This is a genomic window from Streptomyces africanus, from assembly GCF_030816955.1.
GTDB lineage: Bacteria > Actinomycetota > Actinomycetes > Streptomycetales > Streptomycetaceae > Streptomyces > Streptomyces africanus.
The window spans coordinates 299,735-318,474 of the sequence record NZ_JAUSYP010000001.1 but is presented as its reverse complement, the minus strand read 5'-3'; the positions used below and the strand labels follow the sequence as shown (position 1 = coordinate 318,474).

The window sequence follows — 18,740 nt, the reverse complement described above, 5'->3', positions numbered from 1 at the left end:
GCCGGGGGACGTGAACCAGAGCAGCGAGGAGACCGCGGTGCCACCAGTGCAGAACGGAGTGCAGGCAAGCTCGTTGGACGCCTGCTGGATCAAGAGCCGGCACAGCAACGCCGAGGGCAACTGCGTCGAAGTCGCCCCTCTCGTCGACGGCGGGATCGCGATGCGCAACTCCCGTGACCCCGACGGGCCCGCGCTCGTCTACACGGCGGCGGAGGTGGCGGCGTTCCTGGCCGGAGCGAAGGACGGCGAGTTCGACCACTTGCTGTGAAGCCCGCCCGGTGAAGTGGAGCCCAACTCGCCACTTCTGTGGGGTGGCTCCGAGGGATGCGGGCGCGCCCGGCGGAGTGCGATAGTGTAAATCGCCCTTGTGCCGGTCTGCTGGGAGTCAGGATGTCCGCCGCGTCGCATCGCATCTCCCGTCTGGAACCCTACCTGGACAGGCCCGAGCCTGCGCCGACTCTGCTGAAGATGCTGGTCGGCGTACAGCTGGCAGGCTTCCGTGAGGACGCCGGGCTCGCCCAGGACCAGGCGGCGCGCGCTGTCGGCTTCAGTGCCGCGAAGCTGTCCCGCATCGAGTCCGGCAAGGGCCGCCGCCCGCCGACCGAGAACGACGTCCGGGCGCTGCTGCAGCTGTACGGCACCGACGACTACGAGGCCTCGGTGCTGCTCAAGCTGTTGCAGCGCGCCGGCGAGCCGGGCTGGTGGCAGCGGTACGACAAGCGTCTGATGCCCGAGTGGTTCGACCGGCTGGTCGGACTCCAGGAGGCCGCCGCCACCATCCGTACCTTCGAGATCCAGTACGTACCCGGCCTGTTGCAGACACCCGCCTACACCAAGGCCGTGGTGGAGCGGGGCCTGCCGAACGCACCGGCCGGTGAGGTGGAGCGGCGCGTCGAGCTCCGCCGGCACCGGGCGCGGTTGCTGTTCCGGCCGGACGCGCCGCAGCTGTGGGCGGTCATCGACGAGTCCGTGCTGCTGCGCGTCCTGGGCAGCACCGAGGTGATGCGGGAGCAGCTCGCGCACCTCGTCGAGATGGCCGAACGCCCCAACGTGACCTTGCAGATCGTCCCGCTGAACGTCACGAACGCCTCGGCACCGGCCATCCCGGTCACGTATCTGCGCTTCGGCGGCCTCGACCTGCCCGACGTGGTCTACCTGGAGCACATCAAGAGCGCGAACTTCCTCGAGGACCGCGACGAGACGGAGGAGTACCGGATCGCGCTCGACCGCCTCGCGGACGAGGCGCTCAAGCCCCGTGACTCCCTGGAACTGCTGCGCACGACGATGGAACAGCGCTACGCCTGACGCGTGAGTGCCGCGCGCGGGACGACCCGCGTCCCGCGCGCGGCACCTGCGTCACTTCTCCTGGGTCACTTCTCCAGGGGAATCCGCCCCACACCGCCGAACTCGATCCACTCGTGGGTGAGCTGACGGGGCGCCACTTCGGTGTCCGGACGCCACGTGGACACCTCCACCAGCCCCGGCTCCAGGATCTCCAGACCCTCGAAGTACGCGGCGACGTCCTTCTCCTCACGCACACGGCCCCAGTGCCCCTGGGTCGCCTGGTCCATGAAGTTCGTGACGAAGGCACGGACCTCGGGGTCCTCGCTGACCAGCTGGCACATCACCATGAAGCTGCCGGGCGCGAGCCGCTCCCGCACGCGGCGGGCCACCGCGAGCGGCCCGTCGGTGTCGCTGTCCGGGATGCAGTGGAACACCGAGTTGAACAGCACGCACACCGGCTGGGAGAAGTCGATCAACCGCTTGGTGTCGGGGTGGTCGAAGATCAGGTCGGTCTCGCGCATGTCCGCGTGGATGACGCTGGTGCGCTCGTCCTGCTCCAGCAGCGCCCGGCCGTGGACCAGCACCATCGGGTCGTTGTCGACGTACACCACGTGGGTCGTGGGGTCGATGCGCTGGGCGACCTGGTGCACGTTGTCCTGGGTCGGCAGGCCGGATCCGTGGTCGAGGTACTGCCGGATGCCGTAGTCCTCGGACAGGGTCCGCACGACCCGCTGGAGGAAGCGCCGGTTGTTCAGGGCCAGGCGGCGCGTGCTGGGCACGACCTTGTCGAGCTCCTCGCACGCGGCACGGTCGGCCGCGTAGTTGTCCTTGCCGCCCAGGTAGTGGTCGTACATGCGCGCTGCCGTCGGCACGTTCGCGTCGATCTCGGTGGACAACTGCTTCTCGGAGTGCATCGTTCCCCCTGCGTGGTGCCGCGCCAACGGACTGGCTGGACAGGAAGTACATCCTAGGGAGGGGGAGTTGGCCGCTGCCAGCCCAGTGGTGAAGGTACCCACGATCGAACGACCGGGTGATCGCCTCCCGCGACGCTGTGTGCCCTCTGTGGCACGCTTGTGCACTCAGCGTCACCGGAGTTCCCGGGGGCACGGCGGGGTACTCGTCACGGGACGTTCTCCCGTGGGAGGTGGGACCATGGACACCTCGGCCGACCGGATCGCGGATCCCTGGGGTGCGCGCACCCCCTACGCCCCCGGCACGCCCTGGCCGTCCCGGACGGACACGCACCTGCGGGCCGGGATCGCCGAGCAGGACGTGGAGCGGTGGGTGCAGTCCGCCTCGCTGCTGCACTCCAACGGCGACGCGATGGACATCGCGGTGCGCGAGGGCCGCATCGTGGGAGTGCGGGGCAGGACCGCGGACCGGGTGAACCGCGGACGCCTGGGCCCCAAGGACCTCTACGGCTGGCAGGCCAACGCCTCTCCGGACCGGCTCACCAGGCCCCTGGTCCGTGAGCACGGCCGGCTCGTGGAGTCCGACTGGGACACCGCCATGAACCGGATCACCGCCCGGACCCGGGACCTCCTGGACGACAAGGGCCCGGGGTCGATCGGCTTCTACACCACCGGACAGCTCTTCCTGGAGGAGTACTACACCCTGGCCGTCCTCGCCCGCGCCGGCATCCGCACCAACCACCTGGACGGCAACACCCGGCTGTGCACGGCGACCGCCGCCGAGGCGCTCAAGGAGACCTTCGGCTGCGACGGGCAGCCCGGCTCCTACGAGGACATCGACCACGCCGACACCATCGCGCTGTTCGGGCACAACATGGCGGAGACCCAGACCGTCCTCTGGATGCGGCTCCTGGACCGCCTGGAGGGAAGCGACCCGCCCCGGCTCGTGTGCGTGGATCCGCGGTACACGCAGGTCGCCCGGCGCGCCGACGTCCACCTGGCCCCCCGCGCGGGCACGAACGTCGCCCTGCTCAACGCGCTGCTGCACGAGATCATCCGCACCGGCCGCGTCGACCGGGCCTACGTCGACGCCCACACCGTCGGCTTCGAGGAACTCGCGGCCATGGTCGAGGAGTGCACCCCCAGGTGGGCGGCCGGGATCTGTGACGTGCCGGCCGCGCAGATCGAGCGGGCCGCGGAGATCCTCGGCACCGCCGAGCGGCTGCTGTCCACGGTCCTCCAGGGCGTCTACCAGTCCCACCAGGCCACCGCGGCCGCCGTCCAGGTCAACAACCTGCACCTGATCCGCGGCATGCTGGGCCGCCCCGGCCGCGGACTGCTCCAGATGAACGGGCAGCCCAGCGCCGAGAACACCCGCGAATGCGGCGCGGACGGTGACCTGCCGGGCTTCCGTAACTGGCAGAACGACGAGCACGTGGCCGAACTGGCCGCCGTGTGGAACGTGAAGCCCGAGACGATCCCGCACTACGCGCCGCCCACGCACGCCATGCAGATCTTCCGGTACGCCGAACAGGGCTCGGTCCGGATGCTGTGGATCACCGGCACCAACCCGGCCGTGTCCCTGCCCGAGCTGTCCCGCATCCGGTCGATCCTCGCCCAGGAACGGCTGTTCGTGGTCGCGCAGGACCTGTTCCTGACGGAGACCGCGCAGCTCGCCGACGTGGTGCTGCCCGCGGCGACCTGGGGCGAGAAGACCGGCACCCTCACCAACGCCGACCGCACCGTGCACCTGTCGGAGAAGGCGGTCGAACCGCCCGGCGAGGCCAGGGCCGACCTGGACATCTTCCTCGACTTCGCCGCCCGCATGGACTTCCGCGACAAGGACGACGGGCCGCTGATCAGCTGGCACGACCCCGAGTCGGCGTTCGCGGCCTGGCAGCGGTGCAGCGCCGGCCGCCCCTGCGACTACACGGGCCTGAGCTACCAGCGACTGCGCGGCGGCAGCGGCATCCAGTGGCCCTGCACCGAACAGGCCCCCGACGGCACCGCGCGCCTCTACACCGACGGCATCACCTACGCCCACCCCGACACCTGCGAGAGCTACGGCAGGGACATGGTCACCGGGGCGAGCGTGGAGCCCGTGGAGTACCGGTCCCTCAACCCGGACGGCAAGGCCGTCCTCAAGGCCGCGGAGTACCTGCCGCCCCACGAGGACACCTCCGCCGACTACCCCCTCCAGCTGATCACCGGCCGGACCGTGTACCACTTCCACACCCGCACGAAGACCGCGCGCGCCCCCGAGCTGAACGCCGCCGCGCCGGACGTCTGGGCGGAGATCTCGCCCGCCGAGGCGTCGGCCCAGGGGCTCGCCGACGGCGACCTGGTGCAGGTCACGACCCCGCGCGGAGCGGTACGGGCCCGGCTGCGTACCACCGCGATCCGCGACGGCATGGTGTTCCTGCCCTTCCACTACGGCTACTGGGACACCCCGGCCGGCCACCGCCCGCCCGACGACGTCCCGGGCCGCGCCGCCAACGAGACCACCGTCACCGACTGGGACCCGGTCTCCAAACAGCCACTGTTCAAGACCGGCGCAGCCCGGGTCACCCTCGTCGCGCGGCGCGCGAGCGGCACCGGCGCCCGGAACGAGACGGCGGGGAGCAGCACATGACCGGCATCGAAACCACCCTCCGACTCCTCCACGACGGCGAGCGCGACCTGGAGCAGGACCTGCTCGCCGCCGCCGCACGGCACCACACCGACCACGAGTTCCACCACGTCGCCCTCGACGTCGCCCGCTGGTCGCGCGAGCACGCGGCCCGCCTCGCGGACGCGGGCCGCGACCACGGCCTCGACCTGTCAGGACCGCGCGGGAACCCGTCGCCCGGGGCGCTCGCCGCGCTCCGGGAGAAGGCGTCGGAAGCCCTCGGCCGGCGGCCCGCGACCGGCCTGCTCCTCCTGCACGACCTGCGCGATCTGCACCTGGCCGCCGCGCGCAACTCCCTGCACTGGGAGATGCTCGCCCAGGCGGCGCAGGCCACCCGGGACGAGCGGCTCCTGGCGCTGGTCACCGACTGCCATCCGCAGACGCTCCGGCAGCTGCGCTGGACCAACACGCAGATCAAGATCCTCGCACCGCAGATCCTGACCAGCGTCTGACCGGGACCGTCCCAGGTGTCTTCCTGCCGCTCAACGATGCCCCGCTCATGTGGAAATACGAGAATTCATCGGTGATCGAGGGTGCGTCCGCAACCGCTATTCTCACGGCTCCCGGCCGATTTCCCAGGAGAAACCCATGGGCGACTATTACGACCTCGGCCCGCACAGCCGTCCCGTCACCACTTCCTCCGCCGAGGCCCAACTCTGGTTCGACCGCGGCCTGGTGTGGACATACGCCTTCCACCACGAGGAAGCCGTCGCCTGCTTCGAAAAGGCGGCCGAGGCTGATCCCGAGTGCCCGATGGCATATTGGGGCATCGCCTACGCGCTGGGCCCGAACTACAACAAGCCCTGGGAATTCTTCGACGGCGAGGAACTGGTGCGGACGGTGGGGCGTACGCACGCCGCAGTGGAACGGGCCCATGAGAAGGCCGTCCGGGCCACCCCGGTCGAGCAGGCTCTGATCGGCGCGCTGCGGGCCCGCTACCCGCAGCCGGAGGCCGTCGAGGACTGCTCGGTGTGGAACGAGCCGTACGCGGACGCGATGCGCGCGGTGTACGAACTGGCGCCCGACGACCCGGACATCGCCACCCTGTACGCCGACGCCCTGATGAACCTCACCCCCTGGCAGCTGTGGGACCTGACAACCGGTCAGCCCGCCGAGGGAGCACGGACCATGGAAGCCAAGGCCGTGCTGGACGGGGCGCTCGGGACCGACTCGGGTGCACGGCACCCCGGAGTGCTGCACCTCTACATCCATCTGATGGAGATGTCACCGGCACCGGAACAGGCCCTCACCGTCGCCGACCGGCTGCGCGGCCTCGTGCCCGACGCCGGGCACCTGCACCACATGCCCTCGCACCTCGACGTCCTGTGCGGCGACTACCGCCGGGTCGTCGCCGCCAACAGCGACGCGATCGCCGCCGACGAGAAGTACCACCGGCGGGCCGGCGCGATGAACTTCTACACCCTCTACCGGGCGCACAACTACCACTTCAAGATCTACGGGGCCATGTTCCTCGGCCAGGCACAGGTCGCCCTCGACACCGCCGCCCAGCTGGAAACCGCCATCCCGGAAGACCTGCTCCGCGTGCAGAGCCCTCCGATGGCCGACTGGCTCGAGGGCTTCCTCGCCATGCGCGTCCACGTACTGATCCGCTTCGGCCGCTGGGCGGACATCCTCGCCCTGCCCGCTCCCGCCGACCCGGAGCTCCACGCGGTGACCACCGCCATGCGCCACTACGCTCGCGGCGTCGCCCTCTCGGCCACCGGCGAGGTCGGCCGGGCGGAAGCCGAACGCGAGCTCTTCCGGGCGGCGGTGAGCCGGGTGCCCGAGTCGCGGATGCTGTTCAACAACACCTGCCGCGACATCCTCGCCGTCGCGGCGGCCATGCTCGACGGAGAGCTCGAATACCGCAGGGGCAACCACGACCTCGCCTTCGCGGCCCTGGAGCGGTCCATCGAGCTGGACGACGGCCTCCCCTACGACGAGCCCTGGGGCTGGATGCAGCCCACCCGCCACGCCTACGGCGCCCTGCTGCTGGAACAGGGCCGGGTGGCGGAGGCCGAGGCGGTCTACCGCGCGGACCTCGGCCTCGACGACACCCTGCCCCGGCCCCTCCAGCACCCTGGCAACGTCTGGTCCCTGCACGGCTTCCACGAGTGCCTGCTCCGGACGGGCAAGACCGCCGAGGCGGCCCTCGTGGCCCAGCAGCTCAAGATGGCGACCGCGCTGGCCGACGTCCCGATCCAGGCGTCGTGCTTCTGCCGCCTGGACACCGCGCCGCCCGGTCCTCAGCCGGCCGACGGGTGCTGCCACTGAAGGACGACGCCGTACACGACGATCCACGCCACCCGCATCAGCCACCCGGCGAGGCCGAGCAGACCGAGCGGGCCGGTGTGTTCGTGACCGCGCGCCCGTTCCAGCCCGGCCGCTGCGGTCAGAACCAGTGCAGGCAGTGCGGGGGACGTTCGGCGCGGAAGAGGGCGTCGGCGAGGGTGGCCGCATTCGGGTGGTGGGCCAGGACGTGCCCGGCACGCACGAGCGTGCTCGGGGCGGTGCCGCCGAGGTAGATCGAGCCCAGGTCGCGCACGTCCATGGACAGGTCGGGCTCCCGGTCTGTCGGGATGCAGTCGGCCTTGCCTTCCTGGACGGTCAGCAGGTAGCGGCCGGGTTCGCCGAGGAACGGGTCGTCGACGTCGAGGACGAGTTCGCCGTCCGTGAACCAGCCACGTGAGGTCAGGGCATGGGGGATGTCCAGGAGCCGTACGTAGAGCCAGTCCATCTCGTCGCTCACCTGGCCGGCGCGGAAGTCCGCAAGCTGCCAGCGCAGCGGGTGCTCGGGCGGGACGTGCTTGAACACGACCTGAGTGACCAGGTCGTGTCCGAGTGCGAACCGGGCCAGGGCCGTGAAGACGGCGTCGTCGGTGGCGATGGTCTCGTCGACCGTCAAGGTGTGGGGTTCGTCGATCGAGTAGCTGGCGTACCCGTCCGGGACGCCGTCGGCGTCCCGGTGGACGGCGACGTAGCGCGGAGCCGGCGAGATCGGGGGCTGCCCCGCGCGCAGGGCCCACCAGCGGTGCGGCCGGGACAGCGCGCCGGGCTGGGCGCGGCGATACCGCTCGTACACCTCTTCCAGGATCTCGCCGCACTCGGCACGCCGCAGTACCTCGACCGAGTCGTTGTCCGAGCCGGCCACTGGGGCGCCCGCCACGGTGCGGGCCCGGGGAACGGCGAGGGCGGCCCGGTGGCGCGGCACCGTCAGCTGCTGCGTGTAGGTCGCCGGTCCGTAGCCGAACCTGCCGTAGATCGGGGCCTCGGAGGCCAGCAGCACGGAGAGGAATTCTCCTCGGGCCCGCAACTCGGTGAGCTGGTGCCGCATCATCGTGCTGAGCACCCCTCGGCGCCGGTGGGAGGGCAGGACGCCGACGGCGGTCACCCCGGAGGCCGGGACGATGGCCTCACCGGGCAGGGTGAGTTCGAAAGGGTGCGCGGCGGCGGTGCCGACGGGCCGCCCGTCCGCCGTCAGGGCGAGCAGGCAGCGGTCCATTTCGAGCGCCGACCACCAGAGCCCGCCGCCCTCGACCGGGGTTTCCGGGAAGCGCCCGAACGCGGCATGGACTGTGTCGACGAAGACGTCGAGATCCTTGTCGGTCGTGGAACGGATCTCCATTGCTGCCGCTGCCTCCTCGGATACCGGCACCACGACTCGTGATGTCCCGCCACAGTGCAGCGTTGCCCCGAGGCCCGGTCAAACGAATTACGGCTCAGCCCGCGCCCACCGAGGGTGCAGGCAGGCCGGCCCGATCTCGTCGAAGCGGTGGATCACGTCACGGAGGATTGGCAGAATCCCGGATTGTCCAGCGTCCGGGGCGGGACGAGGATGGCCGGTCATGGGTAGAGAGGGTCCGTTACCGAGGGAGGCGCGCAACGCCTCCGAGTTCGTGGCGTGCATGCGCCGGCTGAAGGAACAGGCCGGCCTGACCTACCGCCAGTTGGAGGCGAGCGCGGAACGGCGCGGGGACGTGCTCGCGCGCAGTACCGTGGCCGACGCGCTGCGCCGGGACTCGCTGCCGCGTGCGGAGGTGGTCGCCGCGTTCGTCCGCGCGTGCGGGAGGGGCGAGGACACCGACACGTGGCTGGAGGCCAGAGACCGGCTGGCCGCCGCCGAACCGCCGCCGCGGGCGGAGAAGGGGCCGACTCCAGACGGTGAAGGGCCGAAGCCTGGCGGTGAAGGGCCGACGCCGTCCGGCGAAGGGCCGGCGCCCGAGGGGACGCCGGAACACTCCGCCCTGTCAACAGCCGAGGTCCTGGCCGCGAACCCGGCCCCGGTCGTCGGCCGGGTCCGAAGCCGACGAACTCTCGCCGCCACCGCCACCGCCGGGCTGCTGCTCGCCGCTGTGGGGACCTGGGCGCTGCTGCCCGGCGAGGAGGGCGGCCGGGACGCGGCGGCGCGTGGGGCCGGGATCGCCGCAGGCCTGGCTTCCTCCTCGGCCTCCACCCTGACCGCCGGCGTCGACGGCCCGGAACCAGGCCGATCCAGGATCCGGCCCGCCCTGGCCCCTACGCTGTGCGTCACCGAGGGCCACGACCGCAAGGGGCGCTACCGAAGCCAGGTCGCCGTCCAGCGTCCCTGTGCCGACGCCACACCACCGGACCTCTCACTCGTGTCGGTCGGCAACACGGGCTCGTACTACATCCAGTGGCGCCACCCGGTGTACGGCGACGGCTGTCTCACCGCGCTCGGCAGCGGTCATGTCGTCGAGGGACTGCTCGAACCCTGGCCCTGGGAAAGCTGCTCGGCGGACCGCACCAGCCAGCACTTCTTCTTCGAACCCCTTGACGGGTCCAAGGGTGCCAAGGGGAACGAATACCGGATTCACGTGGTGCAGAACGGGATGTGTCTCGGCGTCAACGGCGCCGACGATCGTGCGGCGGGTGCCGAGATCGCCCAGCAGCGCTGCACGGGGTCACGGGACCAGGAGTTCCTGGTGGGTGCCGTCGGCTGACGAGGGCACCGCCCTCACACAGTCGCCGGCGGTGTCTCCTCCAGAGGAAAGTGGCATGCCGCGCCCTGCACGGGCCCCGGGAGCGGCGGCGCCGGGACCTCCTCGGCGCACAGGTCCCGCACCCGCCGGCACCGGGTCCGGAACCGGCATCCGGACGGCGGGTCGGCCGGTGAGGGGATCTCGCCGGTGAGCAGGATGCGCTGCCGCTTGCGTCCGCCGCCGGCCGCGGGGGCGGGGGCCGCCGACAGCAGCGCCTCCGTGTACGGGTGGCGCGGCCGCTCGTAGACCTCCTCCGTCGGGCCCGTCTCCACGATCTTGCCGAGGTACATCACGGCGACCCGGTCGGCGAGGTGCCGCACCACCGACAGGTCGTGCGAGATGAACACGTAGGACAACCCCAGCTCGTCCCGCAGGTCGCACAGGAGGTTGAGCACCTGCGCCTGCACCGACAGGTCCAGCGCGGAGACGGGTTCGTCGCAGACGATCACCTCCGGCTCCAGCGCCAGGGCGCGGGCGATCCCGATCCGCTGCCGCTGTCCCCCGGAGAACTCGTGCGGATGACGGCTCGCGTCCGACGCGCGCAGGCCGACCATCTCCAGCAGCTCGGCCACGCGGGCCGCCCGCTTCGATGCGGGGACGAGACCGCGGTGGGTCAGCCAGGGCTCGCCGATCAGATCCGCCGCGCACAGACGGGGGTTGAGCGAACCGAACGGGTCCTGGAACACCATCTGCACCTTCCGGCGCCAGGCGAGCAGTTCCGCACCCGACAAGGCGAAGGGGTCGACTCCCGCGTACCGCACCGTGCCCGCGTCGGGCCGCTCCAGCCGCAGGAGGACTCTGGCCAGCGTGGACTTGCCGCAGCCGGACTCGCCGACCAGACCCAGGGTCTCCCCGCGTCCCAGTGTCAGGTCCACCCCGTCCAGGGCCCGCAGCCGGGTGCCGCCTCGTAGGGTTCGCCGGACCGTGAAGCTCTTGGCCAGACCGGTGGCCTCCAGCAGTGCCCCGTTATCAGGCATCGGCCAGTTCCTTCCCGAAGTGGCAGGCGGCGGCCCGGCCGTCACCGGTGCCGGTCAGCGCCGGACGGTGGGTGGCGCAGCGCTCCCGGGCCATGGGACAGCGCGTACGGAAGGCACAGCCGGGCGGCACCGCGCCCGGGTCCGGTGGGCTCCCCGGGATGGAAATCAGGCGGGAGCCCCGGTGCTGCTCGGCCGGTACGGACGCCAACAGGCCCTGTGTGTACGGGTGGTGGGGCTTGCCGAACACCTCGGCGACCGGCCCGGTCTCCACCACCGTCCCGGCGTACATGACGGCGACCCGGTCCGCGTGCTCGGCGGCGAGCCCGAGGTCGTGGGTGATGAGGACGAGCGCCGTCCGCTGTTCGCCGCGCAACTCGCCGAGGAGGTCCATGATCTGCGCCTGCACGGTGACGTCCAGTGCCGTCGTGGGCTCGTCGGCGATCAGGACCCTCGGCCGCAGGGCGACCGCCGTCGCGATCAGCAGGCGCTGACGCATGCCTCCCGAGAACTGGTGCGGATAGGCGTCCGCCCGGGAGCGGGCCTCCGGGATGCCGACGCGTTCCATCAGCTCCACCGCTCTGGCCTTCGCCGCGCGCCGGGACACGCCCTCGTGGATGCGGAACGGTTCGGCGAGCTGGGTGCCGACCGTGAGGACGGGGTTGAGCGCGCTGAGCGCGTCCTGGAAGACCATGGCCACACCGGGGCCGGCCAGCCGGCGCCTGGCCCGGGCGCCGAGCCCGAGCAGGTCCTCGCCGTCGAGGCGCACCTGCCCGCCCACCACCTCCGCGACCGGGTCGAGCAGGCCGGCGACGGCGTGTGCGGTCATGCTCTTGCCGCAGCCCGACTCGCCCAGCAGCGCCAGCGTCTCGCCCGATCGCACGGAGAAGCCGACCCGGCGGACGACGTGGACGGGCCCGGCCGGCGTGTGGACGTCGACCGACAGGCCGTCCACGACCAGGACGTCGGCCGCCGTGGCCTGTGCGGGGCCGATGGGACGGCTGCCGCCGGGGGAAGTGGTCGCGTCCGGCTGGGCGACGGCACTGTCACGAGGTGCCGGGTCAGCGCTCGCCCTGCGCGACCGGCGAGCACGCCACCCGCTCCGCCGTACCCCCTCCCGCCACCGCTGCCCCGGGTCGGTCGTCATCCGGGCCCAGGAGGCGAGAACGGTCGCCGAGACGGTCGTCAGGACGATCGCGAGCCCCGGGAAGAGCGCGATCCACCACGCGCTCTGCAGCTCCTGCCGCCCCTGGGCCACCATCAACCCCCAGCTGACGTCGGGTGGTTGGATGCCGATGCCCAGGAAGCTCAGGGACGACTCGGCCAGCATCACGAAGCAGAAGTCGAGCGCGGCGACGGTGAGCAGGGTCGGCAGCACACTCGGCGCGACATGCCGCCGGATGGCCGCCCAGCCGCCCGTGCCGAAGGTACGGGCCGCGTCCACGAACAGCCGGCTGCGCAACTCCGCCGCCTCGGCCCGGGCCGTGCGCAGGTACACGGGGATGCGGGCGACGGCCAGGACCAGCACGATGCTCGCCGCGCTCGGCGAGAAGACGTACAGCACCACCACGGCCAGCAGCAGGGAGGGGAAGCTGAGGATCACGTCGGCCACCCGCAGCGACACGTTCTCGCGCCAACCGCCGTGATACCCCGCCCACATGCCCCACACCGAGCCGATGACCAGCGAGCACAGCACGGCGGGCACCGCCACGGCCAGTGTCGTCCCGGCGGCGGTCAGCAGCCGCGCGGCGACGGGCCGGCCGAGGGAGTCGCTGCCGAGGACGAAGGCCCAGCCGTGGTCGAGGCTGAAGGGCGGCCGGCCTGGGGCGCGCAGGTTCTGACGGGTCGCCAGATCCTCGGCCAGCAGTGGTCCCAGGACGGCGCACAGCGCGACCATGAGCAGGACGAGGGCCGCCGCGCAGGCGAACCGGTCCCGGAGCAGCAGGGCGAACCACCGGCGGCGTACGGTCGTGCCGTCCGGCTCGGATGTGGCTTTCTGAAGCATGTCCCGTCCTTGGCTCATGCCGCCGCCCGCTGCCGTACCCGCGGGTCGAGAAGCGCGTGGCAGAGGTCCACCAGGATGTTGAGGGCGAAGATCGCCAGAGCGGTCAGGAGCACGGCCGCCTGGAGCACCGCGAAGTCGCGCTGGAGCACCGAGTCGATCATGAGCTTGCCGATGCCGGGCCAGCCGAAGATCGTCTCGACGACGACGGCCCCGTTGACCAGCCCCACGGCCAGATCGCCCGCGACGGTCAGCGCCGGTGCGGCCGCGTTGCGCAGGGCGTGCCCGAAGACCACCCGGGGCTCGGAGGCCCCCTTGGCGCGGGCCACCTTCACGTACGGGGCGGACAGCGCGGAGACCATGGCACCGCGCACCACCTGGACCAGCACGCCGAACGGCCGGATCAGCAGTGTGGCCACGGGCAGCACCCAGGCCGCCGCGCCGCTCGTGCCGGAGGTGGGCAGCCAGCCCAGCGTGACCGCGAAGACCAGCACGCCCATGATGGCGATCCAGAAGTCGGGGACGCTGGCGGCCGTGGAGGACAGGAAGCCGGCGATCCGGTCGGTCGCCGAGTCGGGGCGGTAGGCCGCCAGGCTGCCGATGACCACGGCGCCCACGATGGCGAGCAGCATCGTCCAGCCGGCGAGCTGGAGGGTGGCGGGGAAGGCCCGCAGGACGGCCTCGCCCGCCGGCTGGGCAGTGCGCAGCGACTCGCCGAAGTCGAGGTGGGCGACCTGGGCGAGGTAGTCGCCGAACTGGCTGATCAGCGGGTCGTCCAGGCCGTTGCGGGCGGCGAACTCGGCCCGCATCTCGGGTGTCGCGCTCAGCGGCAGGTACAGGTTGGCGGGGTCGCCGGTGAGGCGGGCCAGGAAGAACACGCCGAGCACCACCACGAGCAGCGGAACGACGCTCGAGACCGCGCGGCGGCGCAGCAGGGTCAGCACGTGAAGTCCTCCCTCAGTCCGCGCGCCGCATGTCGGCGAGCCGCATCTCGTCGTTGGTGGACGGATCGGGCCGGTAGCGGACCTTGGGGGAGAGCGCCAGCAGTCCGGTCATGTTGGCCATGACGGCGTCCCGTACGACCTCGTCGTTCTGGTAGGTGAACGCGTCCGCGAACGCCTTCTGCCGTTTCCCGCCCGAGGCGAGCTCGGCCTGTTCGATGAGCCTGTCGAGCGCCTCTGTGCCGTAGCTGCTCTGGGCGCCCTCGCTGCCGTAGATCTGCGCCATCGTGAACGCGGCGTCCCCCGCCTGGTTGCCGTGCTGTGCCTGGAGCAGGGTGGGGCCGGTGTCGCCGGCGGGGAAGGGGCGCAGCAGGTACTCCAGCCAGGCGTTGACGTCGAGCATCTTGATCCTCACCTTCAACCCGGCCTTGATCAGGCCGTCCTGGACGACCTCCATGGCTTCGGCGGCCTTGGGGTAGATGCCGTTGCGGCCCATGACGGTGAGCGTGGTGTCGGTGCGGACTCCGTCGGCGCGGGCCTCGGCGACGAGCTTCCGGGCGTGTTCCGGGTCGTAGGGCCACGGCCGCAGGCGCGGGTTGTGGCCGGTGACGCCCTTCGCCACGAGCTGCCCGGTGGGCCGGCCGGCGAAGACCGCCGTGACCAGACCCTCCCGGTCGATGGCGTAGTTGACGGCCTGCCGGATCCGGATGTCGTTCAAGGGCGCCTTGGTGGCGTCCATCCGCAGGTAGGAGACCTCGTTGGTGGCGAACTCCACGGCCCGGTCGCCCGCCCCGTCCTCCGGCGCCAGCCCGATCGCCACATCCGCCTCGTCGTTCGTCACCATCGCCGCGCGCACACTGCCCTCGGCGCGCCAGACATAGGTGGCGGCGGCGAAGTCGGGGGTCTTGCCCCAGTAGCCGGGGAAGCGCTTCAGCCGCAGATAGCGGCCCTGGTTCCACTCGTCGATCCGGTAGGGCCCGGTGCCGACCGGGTCGCGCACGCGGGAGTCCGGGTCGGTGCTCGTCGGCACGATCTCGACGAAGGACAGGCGCAGCGGCAGGATCGGGTCGGGCTTCGCCGTGGTGACCCGGAGCGTCGTGTCGTCGACGGGCGTGGCGGTGAGCTCGCTGTCCGCGAAGATGTAGCCGTCGACGTTGCAGTCGATCCCCGAGTCCGTGGCGCGCTTGACGGAGAACGCGGCCGCCGCCGCGGTGAACGGCGAACCGTCGTGGAAGGTGACACCCCTGCGGAGGGTGAAGGTCCACGAAGTGGCCGAATCGCGGGTCCACTTGGTGGCGAGGGCGGGTTCCAGGCGTCCGGTGGACGGTTCGCGCTCGGTGAGCGCTTCCGTGATGTTGGCGCGTGTCACCCGGCCCGTCGCGGTCAGCGAGGCGTCACAGGGTTCGAGCGTCGGCGGTTCCTCGGGCAGGACGATGCGCAGGGTGTCGGGGCCGCCGCCGATGGGGTCGGCACCGGCCACCGAGCAGCCGGAGGCGGCGAGCAGGACGGCGAGGGACGCGACGATCGGACGACTGCGGGATAAGCCTGAACCGGTCACTGCGCCTCCGCGTTCGCTCCCGTACACAACAGAGAACGTCGTTTAGATATGTGGACGATCCGTGGGCGATCATTATTGGGCTGGCGAGGCGGAGTGCGTCAAGGGGTGTGCGCGGGTCTCAACTCGCCGTACCTCTTGACGTGTTGATTGCCGTCCTAAAACATTCGGGAAACTCGATTGGTTCTGCGCGGTTCTGTTCGCTCCCGAAGGGAATTCATGTCCAGCAGACATCGCCTCGCCCGTGCATGGGCGGTCAGCGTCCCCCTGGCACTCGGCGCGGGACTCCTGACCGTGCCTCCTGCCGCTGCCGCTGAACCGCCCGGCAGCGCGGTCACGGTCCGGATCGACCCGTCCTACCGGCAGCAGGAGTTCGAAGGGTGGGGGACGAGCCTCGTCTGGTTCGCCAACATCACCGGCCGCTACCCGGAGCCCATCCGGCAGAAGCTCGCCGACATGCTGTTCGGTGAGGACGGCCTCCGCCTCAACATCGCGCGCTACAACATCGGCGGCGGCAACGCCCCGGACGTCCGCAAGGACTACATGAAGACCGGCGCGACGATGGACGGCTTCTGGAAGGCCCCCGAGGGCACCACCAGGGCGGACACCGACTGGTGGAACCCCGACAACCCCGACCACTGGGACTGGTCCGCCGACCCGGGCCAGCGCTGGTGGGTGGACCGCGTCAAGAAGAAAGTCACCCGCTGGGAGGCGTTCAGCAACTCCCCGCCGTGGTTCCAGACCGTCAGCGGCTACGTCTCGGGCGGCTTCGACGCGGGCACCGACCAGATACGGGCCGACCGCGTCGACGACTTCGCCACCTACCTGGTCAAGGTGACCGAGCAGCTGGAGAAGAAGCACCGCATCAGGTTCGACACCATCGCCCCGCTCAACGAGCCCAACACCAACTACTGGGGCACCCAGATCGGCCCCGACGGACAGCCCACCGGCGGCCGCCAGGAGGGCGCGCACGCCGGCCCGGAACTCCAGCAGAAGGTCGTCCTGGCCCTGCGCCGCGCACTGGAGAAGTCGGGAACCCGCGCGACGATCTCCGCGATGGACGAGACCAACCCCAGCACCTTCGTCCGCAACTGGAACGCCTACGACAGCTCCGCCCGCGCCGCCGTGGACCAGCTCAACGTGCACACGTACGGCACCGGCATGCGCACCAGCGCCCGGGACAGCGCCAAGGCCGCGGACAAGCCGTTCTGGATGAGCGAGATCGAGGGCACCTGGGGGACCGGCACCGACTTCACCGGCATGGAACCGGGGCTCGGCATCGCCACCCGGGTCGTCGAGGACATCCGTGAACTGGAGCCGTCCGCCTGGGTGTTGTGGCAGCCCGTCGAGGACTCCATCCCGCAGGCGCAGGCCGGCAAGAACTGGGGCAGCATCCACATCCCGTTCAACTGCACCGCGAAGGACACCCTGGAGACCTGCCCGATCCGGGCCAACACCAAGTTCCACACCCTGCGCAACTTCACCCATCACATCCGGCCCGGCGACCACTTCGTCAAGGCCGACGACCCCTCCAGCGTCGCCGCCGTCCGCAAGTCCGGCCGCGGGGCGACCGTCGTGCACGTCAACAACGGCACGACCCCGCGTGCCGTGACTCTGGACCTCTCGCGGTTCAAGCGCGTCGCCCCCGGCGCCACCGTCACGCCCGTGGTGACCAGCGCCGGCGGAGCGCTCGTCCGCGGCACACCGGTGCGGGTGAAGGACGACTCCGCCACGGTGACCGTCCCGGCGAAGTCGGTCACCACCCTCCTCGTCGACGGTGTGTCCGGCACCGCCGAGGACGCCGCGCTCGTCCAGCCCGGCCACGTCTACCGTCTCCAGGGAGCCCAGGGCGGCAAGTCCCTGGCCCCGTCCGCCGACGGCAAGGGCGTCGTCGTCCGTACGGCCGACCCCGGTGCCAAGTCCCAGCTGTGGTCGGTGAAGCAGCTGACCCGCGGGGACGGCAACCGGGAGCGCTACGCCCTCGTCAACGCGGAGACCGGCGATCGTCTCGCCGTACGGGACGACGAGGCCGTTCTCGAAGACGCCGACACCTCGGCCGGGCAGTGGATCATGTCGACCACCGGGGACGGCACCTGGACGTTCGTCAACGCCGCCACGGGCCGGCTGCTCGACGTCGTCGGGCAGTCGACGGCGGACGGCGCCCGCGTCTCGGCCCTCCTCCCCACCTCCACCGCGAACCAGCGCTGGGGCGTGACCGACGAGACGGTGCTGCGCACGCAGCCGGCCAAGGCGTTCACCGTCCCCGGCCGCGCGCCCGAGCTGCCCGGCACCGTGACGCCCGTCTTCCGGGACGGCGCCCGGGGCGCCCTCCCCGTGCGGTGGACGCTGCCCTCCGAGGCGCGCTGGAGCAAGCCCGGAACCGTGCGGGTCAAGGGCAAGGCGACCGACGCCCTCGGACGGACCGTCCGCGCCGAGGCGGTCGTCACCGTGGACACCATCGCCGCCACCCTCCCGGCCCGCGCCAAGACGTACACCGGCGGACGGCCCGACCTGCCCGCCACCGTCACCGGCGTCGGACGGCACGGCGGAACCGCCGGCCTCCCGGTCACCTGGGACCCCGCTCCGGACGGCGCGTTCGACAAGGCCGGAGTCGTGACCTTGCGCGGCACCGCCCACGTTCCCGGCGGCACCGAGGCGGCGGCGACCGTACGCGTCCAGGTCACCGCACCCCGGGAGCGGAACGCGGCGCCCGACGAGGGCGTGACGGTCGGCGCCACGTACACCGAGAGCGGCTATTCCGCCGAGGGCCTGCGCAACGGCAACACCACCGAGAAGGCCTGGTCGAACTGGAGGTCCGGCACGAAGAACCCGTCCGACACCATCACCTTCACCCTGCCCGAGGCGCGCGATCTGACCCGGGTCGTGACCCACTTCCACCGCGACGGCACCAACGTCAGCTTCGCGGAGTCCCTCAAGGTGCAGGTGCGCGGGGCCGACGGCACGTGGACCGACGCGAGCGAGACCGTGCCCGTCGGCACGGAGGGCACACCCGTCGTCGACGTCCCGGTGCGCGCCTCCGGCCCGGTGACCGGGGTACGCGTGGTCATGACGGCCCGCCCGGGCGGTTACATCACCCTCGGGGAGATCGAGCTCTTCGCCAGGACACCCGGCGCCTCCGCGGACGCCGCCGCCGCGTCGATCGAGGTGGACGGCGCGGCGATCGGCGGCTTCGACCCGGACCGGACGAGCTACCGCGTGACCACCGACCGCCCGGACCGGGCGAAGGTCACCGCCACGCCGCGCGACCCGTACGCGACCGTGACCGTCCGCGAGGAGACATCACGCGTGACGGTCGTGGACGTGAGCAGCGAGGACGGCTCGCGGACACGGCAGTACAGGATCGAGCTGACCCGCTCCTGACGCATGAGAACGCGGGGCGTGCCA

13 protein-coding genes are annotated in these 18,740 nt (G+C 71.5%); 7 read left to right on the top strand and 6 right to left on the bottom strand.

Features of this window, described 5'->3' with window-relative positions; genetic code table 11:
- Nucleotides 1-37: 37 nt before the first annotated feature.
- Both QF034_RS01760 and QF034_RS01755 read left to right on the top strand, forming a co-directional pair.
- Complete coding sequence (locus tag QF034_RS01760) at nucleotides 38-268, top strand: DUF397 domain-containing protein (protein WP_037673508.1); 231 nt, start codon at nucleotides 38-40, stop codon at nucleotides 266-268.
- 122 nt (nucleotides 269-390) lie between these two features.
- Nucleotides 391-1,305 (top strand): helix-turn-helix domain-containing protein, encoded by a 915-nt coding sequence (locus tag QF034_RS01755; RefSeq protein ID WP_307173211.1) that lies wholly within the window; start codon nucleotides 391-393, stop codon nucleotides 1,303-1,305.
- 65 nt (nucleotides 1,306-1,370) lie between these two features.
- Here the strand turns inward: QF034_RS01755 and QF034_RS01750 are convergent, their stop codons facing one another.
- Nucleotides 1,371-2,198 carry an SAM-dependent methyltransferase gene (locus QF034_RS01750; RefSeq protein WP_307173210.1) on the bottom strand — a complete coding sequence of 276 codons (828 nt, stop codon included), beginning with the start codon at nucleotides 2,196-2,198 and terminating at the stop codon, nucleotides 1,371-1,373.
- A gap of 238 nt (nucleotides 2,199-2,436) precedes the next feature.
- On the opposite strand from QF034_RS01750, the gene QF034_RS01745 reads away from it, so the two are divergent.
- From QF034_RS01745 to QF034_RS01735, 3 genes are all read left to right on the top strand, one after another.
- Nucleotides 2,437-4,827 (top strand): molybdopterin oxidoreductase family protein, encoded by a 2,391-nt coding sequence (locus tag QF034_RS01745; RefSeq protein WP_307173209.1) that lies wholly within the window; start codon nucleotides 2,437-2,439, stop codon nucleotides 4,825-4,827.
- Complete coding sequence (locus tag QF034_RS01740; RefSeq protein WP_307173208.1) at nucleotides 4,824-5,315, top strand: hypothetical protein; 492 nt, start codon at nucleotides 4,824-4,826, stop codon at nucleotides 5,313-5,315. Before QF034_RS01745 ends, QF034_RS01740 begins: the two co-directional genes overlap by 4 nt.
- A gap of 136 nt (nucleotides 5,316-5,451) precedes the next feature.
- Nucleotides 5,452-7,137: a hypothetical protein gene (locus QF034_RS01735; protein WP_307173207.1), complete on the top strand. Its 1,686-nt coding sequence runs from the start codon at nucleotides 5,452-5,454 to the stop codon at nucleotides 7,135-7,137.
- 118 nt (nucleotides 7,138-7,255) lie between these two features.
- Here the strand turns inward: QF034_RS01735 and QF034_RS01730 are convergent, their stop codons facing one another.
- Nucleotides 7,256-8,488 carry a GNAT family N-acetyltransferase gene (locus QF034_RS01730; RefSeq protein WP_307173206.1) on the bottom strand — a complete coding sequence of 411 codons (1,233 nt, stop codon included), beginning with the start codon at nucleotides 8,486-8,488 and terminating at the stop codon, nucleotides 7,256-7,258.
- Nucleotides 8,489-8,708: 220 nt separating this feature from the next.
- Between QF034_RS01730 and QF034_RS01725 the strand changes: the two genes are divergently transcribed.
- Nucleotides 8,709-9,824 (top strand): XRE family transcriptional regulator, encoded by a 1,116-nt coding sequence (locus QF034_RS01725; RefSeq protein WP_307173205.1) that lies wholly within the window; start codon nucleotides 8,709-8,711, stop codon nucleotides 9,822-9,824.
- A 14-nt stretch (nucleotides 9,825-9,838) separates the two neighbouring features.
- Here the strand turns inward: QF034_RS01725 and QF034_RS01720 are convergent, their stop codons facing one another.
- Genes QF034_RS01720 through QF034_RS01705 form a run of 4 tightly spaced genes read right to left on the bottom strand, consistent with a single transcriptional unit; the run spans nucleotide 9,839 to nucleotide 15,338 of the window.
- Nucleotides 9,839-10,840 (bottom strand): ABC transporter ATP-binding protein, encoded by a 1,002-nt coding sequence (locus QF034_RS01720; RefSeq protein ID WP_307173204.1) that lies wholly within the window; start codon nucleotides 10,838-10,840, stop codon nucleotides 9,839-9,841.
- Nucleotides 10,833-12,842, bottom strand: coding sequence for a dipeptide/oligopeptide/nickel ABC transporter permease/ATP-binding protein (locus QF034_RS01715; RefSeq protein WP_307173203.1), 2,010 nt, complete (start codon nucleotides 12,840-12,842; stop codon nucleotides 10,833-10,835). The genes QF034_RS01720 and QF034_RS01715 overlap by 8 nt, the downstream gene beginning before the upstream one ends.
- 14 nt (nucleotides 12,843-12,856) lie before the next feature.
- Nucleotides 12,857-13,783: an ABC transporter permease gene (locus QF034_RS01710; protein WP_307173202.1), complete on the bottom strand. Its 927-nt coding sequence runs from the start codon at nucleotides 13,781-13,783 to the stop codon at nucleotides 12,857-12,859.
- Between the two features lie 13 nt (nucleotides 13,784-13,796).
- A complete protein-coding gene (locus QF034_RS01705; protein WP_307173201.1) occupies nucleotides 13,797-15,338 on the bottom strand; it encodes an ABC transporter substrate-binding protein in 1,542 nt (513 codons plus the stop codon).
- 216 nt (nucleotides 15,339-15,554) lie between these two features.
- Between QF034_RS01705 and QF034_RS01700 the strand changes: the two genes are divergently transcribed.
- Entirely contained in the window at nucleotides 15,555-18,716 is a 3,162-nt protein-coding gene (locus QF034_RS01700) for a glycoside hydrolase (RefSeq protein WP_307173200.1), read from the top strand.
- Nucleotides 18,717-18,740: the final 24 nt, after the last annotated feature.